The organism is Idiomarina sp. UBA4206, assembly GCF_002383015.1.
GTDB lineage: Bacteria > Pseudomonadota > Gammaproteobacteria > Enterobacterales > Alteromonadaceae > Idiomarina > Idiomarina abyssalis.
The window spans coordinates 73,714-81,020 of sequence record NZ_DFTS01000039.1; the positions used below are offsets into that span (position 1 = coordinate 73,714).

Genomic DNA, 7,307 nt, shown 5'->3' on the forward strand with positions numbered 1-7,307 from the left:
TTGGTGCAGTATTGGGTGTTGGTATGGCGCGTGGTATCGCGGCCCTGAATCTTGGTGTTGTTCGCAACATCGTTATTTCATGGGTTGTTACCTTGCCGGCAGGTGCCATTATGTCCATCATCTTCTTCTACATTCTGAAAGCAATTTTCGGTGTAGCTTAAGCTTGCGATAAACGGACAGCCTGTAACAGTGACAGGCTGTCCACTTTCCAGTAAAATCCGCGCTTCATTACATCTCGCAATTGCAGCACGGACATGTCAGATACCAATCATTCTTCTTTAAAAGTCAGTGACTTTTCATTCGAACTACCCGATGAACTTATAGCCCGCTATCCGCAGGAGCAGCGCAGTGCAAGCCGGCTATTGTCGGTGAATGCGAATGAAAACAGCATTGCTCACAAACAGTTCAGGAATATCGTTGATGAGTTAAACGCGGGTGATTTACTGGTGTTTAACGATACTCGGGTTATTCCGGCCCGGTTACTGGGTGAAAAAGTCTCTGGCGGTAAAGTAGAGGTGTTAGTTGAACGTTTGCTGGACGACCATCGTGTACTGGCTCATGTTCGCGCTAATCGTGCGCCAAAGGCAGGTGCTGAGCTACTGTTAGAAGGCCACGTAAAAGTCACTATGCTGGCCCGGCATGATGCGCTTTTTGAACTGAAATTTGAACACGAAGAAACGGTACTGGAACTGCTGGAACAATACGGGCACATGCCATTGCCGCCTTATATCGACCGCCCCGATGAAAGCTCTGACAAAGAGCGCTACCAAACCGTTTATAACCGCGAACCCGGTGCCGTTGCAGCACCTACCGCAGGCCTGCACTTTGACGACGAAATTTTGCAGCAGTTGCGGGATAAAGGCGTGAACTTTGCCTATGTCACCCTTCATGTAGGCGCCGGAACCTTTCAGCCAGTGCGTGTTGAAGACATTAACGACCATGTAATGCACAGCGAATACGCCAAAGTCAGTGCCGAAACCTGTCATGCTATTAAGCAAGCTAAAGCTTCGGGCGGCCGGGTGGTGGCGGTTGGTACTACCTCTGTTCGCTCGCTGGAGTCAGCTGCTCAGGCTTCAGCGTCAGAAGACATTGAACCGTTTTTTGATGACACCGATATTTTTATCTTTCCGGGGTATGAATTTAAAGTTGTCGACAGTTTGATAACCAACTTTCATTTACCTGAGTCCACGCTCATTATGCTGGTGTCAGCATTTGCGGGTCGTGATTTGATTATGAAGGCTTATAATGAAGCCATTAAAGAGCGCTATCGATTCTTTAGCTACGGCGATGCCATGCTGTTACAGCGCTAAATTTAATACACTGAAGTGAATACTTATGACAATGAAATTTGAATTAGATAAAACCAGTGGTCGCGCGCGTCGCGGACGTATGGTGTTTGAACGCGGAACCGTAGAAACGCCGGCATTTATGCCTGTTGGGACTTTAGGTACGGTAAAAGGCATGACACCAGAGGAAGTGAAAGAAACCGGCGCACAAATTTGCCTGGGCAATACCTTTCATTTAATGCTGCGTCCGGGGACACAAATCATCCAGCAGCACGGTGACCTGCACGACTTCATGAACTGGGACAAGCCTATTTTGACCGACTCAGGTGGCTTTCAGGTTTTTAGTCTGGGTGAGCTTCGTAAAATTACCGAAGAGGGCGTGACTTTCCGCTCGCCAATTAACGGTGAGAAAATTCTTTTAACGCCTGAAAAGTCTATGCAGGTTCAGCGTGAGCTGGGCTCCGATATTGTCATGATATTTGATGAATGCACACCGTTCCCTGCGACGCAGGCAGAAGCCCGCAGTTCAATGGAGCTTTCGCTGCGTTGGGCCGAACGTTCGAAGCAGGAGCACGGCGACAATAACGCCGCGCTTTTCGGCATTATTCAGGGCGGCATGTACGAAGAGTTGCGTGATATTTCTCTGAAAGGCCTGACCGATATCGGGTTCGATGGCTATGCTATTGGTGGCTTGTCGGTTGGCGAGCCTAAAGAAGACATGATGCGCATTTTAGAGCACACTGCGCCGCAAATGCCTGAGCAAAAACCTCGCTACTTAATGGGTGTGGGTAAACCAGAAGACTTAGTTGAAGCGGTGCGTCGTGGTATCGATATGTTCGACTGTGTTATGCCAACCCGTAATGCGCGTAACGGCCATTTGTTTATTAGCTCGGGCGTGGTAAAAATTCGTAACGCTGTGCACCGCACAGATACCTCCCCGTTAGATGAAAACTGTGACTGCTACACGTGTAAAAACTATTCTCGCGCGTATCTGCATCATTTGGATCGTACTAACGAGATGCTGGGCTCACGCCTGAACACCATCCATAACTTACGCTTTTATCAAAAAGTGATGAGTGACATGCGTGACGCTTTAGATGCGGGAACCTTTGATGAGTTCGTAGAAGAGTTCTATCGATTAAGAGATCAGTCAGTACCACCACTGGACTGATACTGACTTATTTGACGGTGTAATTTTTGGTAGCGATCGACATTCGGTTGACTGTTGATCGCTGCTTTAGCGGATTGCGATGCCGAGTCCGCCCACTGTTTTACCAAGTGAGGCTGTTCACTATTAAGCTTGGCTAAGCCTAAATACATTCTGGCTCTCAAATAAAAAGCTCCCGGTTTATCTTCATAATGTTCAGGTTCACCCAATTCATTAACAGCGTTAAGTAACATAGTGGTGATTTGGGCCTGACTAAAAATACGCTCCGAGTTTAAGATGAAGTTTGCGCGCTCAACATGATATTGAAGCTTGTCGGGGTTATTACTGACAGCGTCGTCAAAGTGCGTCAAAGCTAGCTCAGCCTGCTCTGTTGCCTGCTGAATATAACCATCGTTAACTAAGTGTATGGAATAATGTGCAAAAACAACTGCGTGCGCATACTGATTTTTGTCGGTTGAATAATTTTTAAAAAGAAAGGCATTGGTTGGTTCGCGCAAAAACGCGAACATAACCAGTACGATAATCAGAGCGGCAGCATTGGCGGCACCAAGTTTCAAGAAACGTTGCTTCAATTTATAACGATGGAACCAGGTGTTCAGAGCCTTTTGAAAATCTCGACAGTTGCGAAAATTGGAATTCGGCTCCAGCGAAAGTGCACGTTTTATAATTTCTCCCAGCCCCGATGGAAGCCGGTTGCGCTGTACGACTGAATTTTGAAAAAATGGTTCGGGCTTCATTCCCGTTAACAAAAACAGCAGCAACGCACTTAACTGATAAATATCTCGTTGAATGGTTAGTGGAGAGCTTGGAGCGGCAATGCTTAAGTCAACTAATGCAACGTTATTGTGGTATTCCTTGGTAGCCTCCGCCGATGAGCGAATCATAATATTATGAGGATGAATGTCGTTGTGTGCGTAACCAGCTTCGTGCATACGGCAAACCGCATCCACTAAAGAGCTGGTAACACTTATAGCCTCGTTAGCCGACATACTGCCCTTAGCTTTACTAAGGGGCTCACCATCAATGTACTCTAAGACCATGAACAATGACGACGAGGAAACGTCAGGCTCACCAATGTCAAACACCCGGCACAATGCAGGGTGGTTAACGCTGGATAAAAGGCGCGCTTCATTGACTAATCTATGGCGACTGACAATAGACGGGGAGCGCGCAAACTTAATTGCGACCTCACGTTTTAAGCGCTGGTCGTAAGCTTTGTAGACCAGACCACTGCCACCATGCCCCAATAACTTTATGCACTGGTATCGTGCCGGTATTGGATAAGGAAATGTTTTGTCCGGATGTGCTTCAGCCAAATTCGTATCCTTACTGGTTAAGCTCAAATCCAGTCTAACTATGACTATGATCAAACAACAGGTTTTGAGTGGCTAGTCATCATTAACTTTGGGGTTGACGTCAATTGACATCAATTAAAAATAATCGAGCCAGTGCTTAAAAAGTAGCAGATATAAGCTATGATGAGCTTCATAAAAAAATAATAAAGCAGGGGTTAGCACTGATGCAGGAAGACAGTGATGTTTTAGCAAACAGTGGATTCAGGCAATTTGTTGAAGTCCAGATTAAGAACAATGACAGCTATACGCGTTTGAATATGACGCTAGTGGGGCAGCAACATCCAGACTACCTTATTCTGGAGCTGTCCCGGCAGTACTGTTGGCAGGATACTTTACCGCTTTTGGTTGCTGATAAAACCATCGGATTAAAGACCGTCTCTCCAAATGGCGAACAGATAACAGGCGTTGTCGATGTGCTTCACATGACACAATACCCACAAAAGCTGTTGTTTGTCAGCTATCCAAGACAGGCTGACGTACAAGTGTTACGTTCGTCCCCACGAATAGCGGTAAACTGCGACGCGACACTGCAATTCAATCTGAATAATAAATTTGGCGATCCTCTGCCTGGTAAGGTGGTTGATATTTCAGATAAGGGAATAGCTTTTAACTACCGCGGAACGTCCCCTGTTAATGCAGCTGAAATGAACCAGCTGAAGGCTGAAGTGAAAGTTAAAACTACCCCGCAGGCAGTCGTTTTTTCGGAGCTTTTGGTGAGAAGCGTTAAATCTGTCGGCCCGCAACTTTGGCAATTAGGACTGGCGTATAAAGAAAAACCAAATAATTTACAGGATTTAGTCAGTACACTCTTACTCGATTCCACGCCAGTCCGCGAGCTGCTTAGCGATAATGACTCTGGTTGGGATGCATCGGATAACACTTTACAAGGCGATTCTGAGTCGGTACAATTCAGCACCAATTGAACCCGTAGTGGTTAATTTTTAACCGAAACAGATAATTTATCCGAGGTGATTTTTTAATGCCAGTCGTTAAAGTGAAAGAAAACGAGCCGTTTGACGTAGCTTTGCGTCGCTTTAAGCGCTCTTGTGAAAAAGCAGGTGTTCTGTCTGAAGTCCGTCGTCGCGAGCACTACGAAAAGCCGACTTCAGAGCGTAAGCGCAAGAAAGCTGCTGCGGTAAAGCGTCACGCGAAAAAACTGTCTCGTGAAAACGCTCGTCGTACTCGTCTTTACTAAGACATTACTTACGACAATTTGAGTGTTCACTTTTTCGTAAAGTGCTGAAAGCCGTGACTGTATTGTCGCGGCTTTCGTGTTTCTGCTACTTTATTGTTTTCCAAATTCACGCTTTTAAAATTTTAATATTGAGACAATATGGCAGGCTTGATCCCCAAAAGCTTTATTCATGATTTGCTTGAACGAGCAGACATTGTCGAGATAGTAGATAGCCGCGTGCCGCTGAAAAAAGCCGGCAAAAATCATCAGGCCTGTTGCCCTTTTCATAACGAGAAGACCCCCTCATTTACGGTTAGCCAGGACAAGCAGTTTTACCATTGCTTTGGTTGTGGCCAGCATGGCAATGCCATTGATTTTCTGATGGAGTTCGACGGCTTAAACTTTCCTGATGCAGTGGAAGAGCTGGCGGGAATCATGGGGGTTGAAGTGCCGCGCGAACAGGCGGAAAACCCGGAGCTTGCTCAAAAGAAACAACAGCAAGTGCGGGACGATGCCGAGCTGATGAGCAAAACAGCCCGCTTTTTTCAGCATCAGCTGAAACACCATGAAAACTCTGAACGGGTTATTGATTACCTAAAAGGTCGCGGTTTAAGCGGTGAAACGGTAAAGCGTTTTCAAATTGGCTATGCGCCGGACGCCTGGGACAGCTTGCTGAGTACGTTCGGTAGTTCGGCGCCGCAAAGGCAACAGTTATTAGAGTTAAAACTCATTAATCGTAATGAAAAAGGGCGGCATTACGACTTTTTCCGTGACCGGGTCATGTTTCCTATTCATGACAGACGCGGTCGGGTTGTCGGTTTTGGCGGACGAATTATTGACGGCGACGGACCTAAATACCTGAACTCGCCGGAAACGCGCTTATTTCATAAAGGCAGTGAACTCTACGGATACTGGCATATGCAACAGGCGGTGCGTAAGCCTGAACAGGTCTGCATTGTCGAGGGTTATATGGACGTTGTTGCCTTGTCGCAGGCTGGTATTGATTATGCGGTGGCATCACTTGGAACGGCAACGACAAGTGAACAATTACAGCGTTTATTCCGTACGAGTCCAAGAGTGGTTTGCTGTTATGACGGTGACCGGGCAGGTCGGGACGCAGCCTGGCGTGCATTAGAAAATGCACTACCCTTATTGCGTGACGGACTGGATATGGCGTTCTTGTTTTTACCGGAAGGTGAAGACCCGGACTCTGTCGTGCGGGAACATGGCGCAGAAGCTTTTGAACAGCAATTAAAACGAGCGACACCGTTCACTGAGTATTTCTTTGAGCATTTACAGGCGGATATTGATGTTACTTCTGACGCCGGACGCTCACAATTGCTGAGCATTGCAAAACCATTAATAGAGAAAGTCGCGAGTGACTACTACCGCGATACCTTAATGCAACGGTTGGCAGAGAAGCTTCGTCGTGAAACCTCACAACTGGAACGTCATTTTGATAAGCCTCAGCGTCAGTCCCGGCCAAAAGACAGCGTTAAAATGACTCCGTTACGTAAGGCGATAGCTTTGCTGGTTCAATACCCTCAGCTAGCGCAGTCAATTCCGGTTAGAGAGGAACTGCGGGAGTTGCAAGTCAATGGTATCGATTTACTCATAGCGTTGCATAAACAATGCGCAGAACGAGCTATGACGACAGCGCAGGTTTTAGAAGGGTGGCGCGATACCGAGTATTACCAGCCTTTACAGAAGCTGGCTTTATGGCAGCATCAGCTCGACGAAGACAACGTTGAGCAAGAATTTAACGATATATTTATTTATCTTATTGACCAATATGTGGAACAGCGTGCAAACGCACTTTTAAAGAAAGAGCAGAAAGGGGCTTTAACCCGGGGTGAACGTCAAGAATATCAGACGCTCATTCAGTACTTAAGTAAGGCAAGATAGTACATCCCGGTGCGTCTTACGCTAGCTTAAAAGTCAGTATTCTGTTATACTGTTTGGTCATTTTGGATACTCTACATTCACAGTCACAGGTGGAACGTCTGTATGCAGCAGAATCGGCAATCGCAACTTAAGGTCCTTATTGCGAAAGGCAAAGAGCAAGGGTTTTTGACATTTGCTGAAGTCAACGACCATTTACCGCAAGAAATTGTTGATTCCGATCAGGTTGAAGACATTATTCGCATGATCAACGACATGGGGATCCGCGTTTTTGAAAGCGCGCCCGATGCCGATGATCTGATGATGGCAGAAAGCGCTGCTGATGAAGACGCTGCTGAAGAGGCCGCTCAGGCGTTAGCTTCTGTTGACGGTGAAATTGGTCGTACGACCGACCCTGTGCGTATGTACATGCGTGAAATGGG

General features: G+C 46.7%; 8 protein-coding genes. 7 read left to right on the forward strand and 1 reads right to left on the reverse strand.

What is annotated here, in order from left to right; all coding sequences use genetic code 11:
- From B3180_RS08425 to tgt, 3 genes are all read left to right on the forward strand, one after another.
- Positions 1–161 (forward strand): inorganic phosphate transporter (locus B3180_RS08425; protein ID WP_349677615.1); only part of this gene is annotated, 161 nt, incomplete at its 5' end.
- A gap of 93 nt (positions 162–254) precedes the next feature.
- A complete protein-coding gene (gene queA / locus B3180_RS08430; RefSeq protein WP_199494306.1) occupies positions 255–1,310 on the forward strand; it encodes a tRNA preQ1(34) S-adenosylmethionine ribosyltransferase-isomerase QueA in 1,056 nt (351 codons plus the stop codon).
- A 31-nt stretch (positions 1,311–1,341) separates the two neighbouring features.
- On the forward strand, positions 1,342–2,457 hold the full coding sequence (gene tgt / locus B3180_RS08435; protein ID WP_054489688.1) for a tRNA guanosine(34) transglycosylase Tgt: 1,116 nt from the start codon (positions 1,342–1,344) through the stop codon (positions 2,455–2,457).
- Here tgt and B3180_RS08440 read toward each other — a convergent pair.
- Complete coding sequence (locus B3180_RS08440) at positions 2,433–3,770, reverse strand: serine/threonine protein kinase (RefSeq protein WP_278358422.1); 1,338 nt, start codon at positions 3,768–3,770, stop codon at positions 2,433–2,435. The two genes, tgt and B3180_RS08440, sit on opposite strands and share 25 nt — an antisense overlap.
- A 203-nt stretch (positions 3,771–3,973) precedes the next feature.
- Between B3180_RS08440 and B3180_RS08445 the strand changes: the two genes are divergently transcribed.
- From B3180_RS08445 to B3180_RS08460, 4 genes are all read left to right on the forward strand, one after another.
- Positions 3,974–4,732 carry a glycosyltransferase gene (locus tag B3180_RS08445; RefSeq protein ID WP_222235806.1) on the forward strand — a complete coding sequence of 253 codons (759 nt, stop codon included), beginning with the start codon at positions 3,974–3,976 and terminating at the stop codon, positions 4,730–4,732.
- A gap of 56 nt (positions 4,733–4,788) precedes the next feature.
- Positions 4,789–5,004 (forward strand): 30S ribosomal protein S21, encoded by a 216-nt coding sequence (rpsU, locus tag B3180_RS08450; protein WP_054489551.1) that lies wholly within the window; start codon positions 4,789–4,791, stop codon positions 5,002–5,004.
- 138 nt (positions 5,005–5,142) lie between these two features.
- Positions 5,143–6,888, forward strand: a complete 1,746-nt coding sequence (dnaG, locus tag B3180_RS08455) for a DNA primase (RefSeq protein ID WP_222235805.1) — start codon at positions 5,143–5,145, stop codon at positions 6,886–6,888.
- Between the two features lie 102 nt (positions 6,889–6,990).
- Positions 6,991–7,307, forward strand: a 317-nt coding sequence (locus B3180_RS08460; protein WP_286843999.1) for an RNA polymerase sigma factor region1.1 domain-containing protein, incomplete at its 3' end; no start/stop codon positions are given.

Coding starts and splice junctions, on each gene's coding strand:
- tgt (WP_054489688.1), top strand. CDS start 1,342: ATGAAATTTGAATTAGATAAAACCAGTGGTCGCGCGCGTCGCGGACGT.
- rpsU (WP_054489551.1), top strand. CDS start 4,789: ATGCCAGTCGTTAAAGTGAAAGAAAACGAGCCGTTTGACGTAGCTTTG.
- B3180_RS08445 (WP_222235806.1), top strand. CDS start 3,974: ATGCAGGAAGACAGTGATGTTTTAGCAAACAGTGGATTCAGGCAATTT.
- queA (WP_199494306.1), top strand. CDS start 255: ATGTCAGATACCAATCATTCTTCTTTAAAAGTCAGTGACTTTTCATTC.
- dnaG (WP_222235805.1), top strand. CDS start 5,143: ATGGCAGGCTTGATCCCCAAAAGCTTTATTCATGATTTGCTTGAACGA.